At 65.4% G+C, this 795-nt stretch carries 1 protein-coding gene; it reads left to right on the top strand.

Features of this window, described 5'->3' with window-relative positions; genetic code table 11:
* Positions 1-63: 63 nt before the first annotated feature.
* Positions 64-795, top strand: a 732-nt coding sequence (locus ABD255_RS20080) for an aminotransferase class V-fold PLP-dependent enzyme (RefSeq protein WP_344216110.1), incomplete at its 3' end; no start/stop codon positions are given.

Here is a 795-nt window from a genome sequence, read left to right on the forward strand (position 1 = left end):
GTCCGGGGCCGAACGTCTCGGCCAGCTCCCGCAAGAATTGCTGACAGCCGGATGAGGACCGGGATGGAGACATCGATCAGTGGCTCCCCGCTCGACATCGACGCACTGAGAGCGGATACCCCGTCGTGCGCCACGCTCCTGCACGCCAACAATGCGGGATCCTCGCTCCAACCCACGCCGGTTACCGAGGCCGTGCTCGACTACCTCGCGCTCGAGCAGCGACGCGGCGGCTACGAGGCGGCCATTGAACGCTCCGCGCAGCGTGAAGCGACGTATGCCGACCTGGGTCGGCTGATCGGCGCTCAGCCTCACCAGATTGCGATCACCGACAGCGCCACCCGCGCCTGGAACCTCGCCTTCGCCGCCATCCCGTTCAAGCCTGGAGATCGGATCCTCACCTCCGCGGCTGAGTATGCGAGCAACTACATCGCGTTCCTGCAGTTGCAGGAGCGGCTGCCGATCACGGTGGTGCCGGTTCCCAACGACGAGTCAGGACAGCTGTCGGTTCGCGCGCTGGCCGAGCTTCTCGACGAGCGGGTCCGGTTGGTGGCCGTCACGCACATCCCGACCAGTGGTGGACTCGTAAATCCTGCGCGAGAGATTGGGGAGCTGGTTGCCGGCAGCGAGGCACTGTACCTACTCGACGCGTGCCAGTCAGTCGGTCAGTTGCCGCTCGACGTGAGTGATCTCAATGTTGACCTGTTGACGACCACAGGGCGCAAGTACCTGCGGGGGCCGCGCGGTACGGGCCTTCTCTATGTCCGCGACGAGACTCTGGACCAGCTACGCCCTCCT

The organism is Kribbella sancticallisti (assembly GCF_039530625.1).
GTDB lineage: Bacteria > Actinomycetota > Actinomycetes > Propionibacteriales > Kribbellaceae > Kribbella > Kribbella sancticallisti.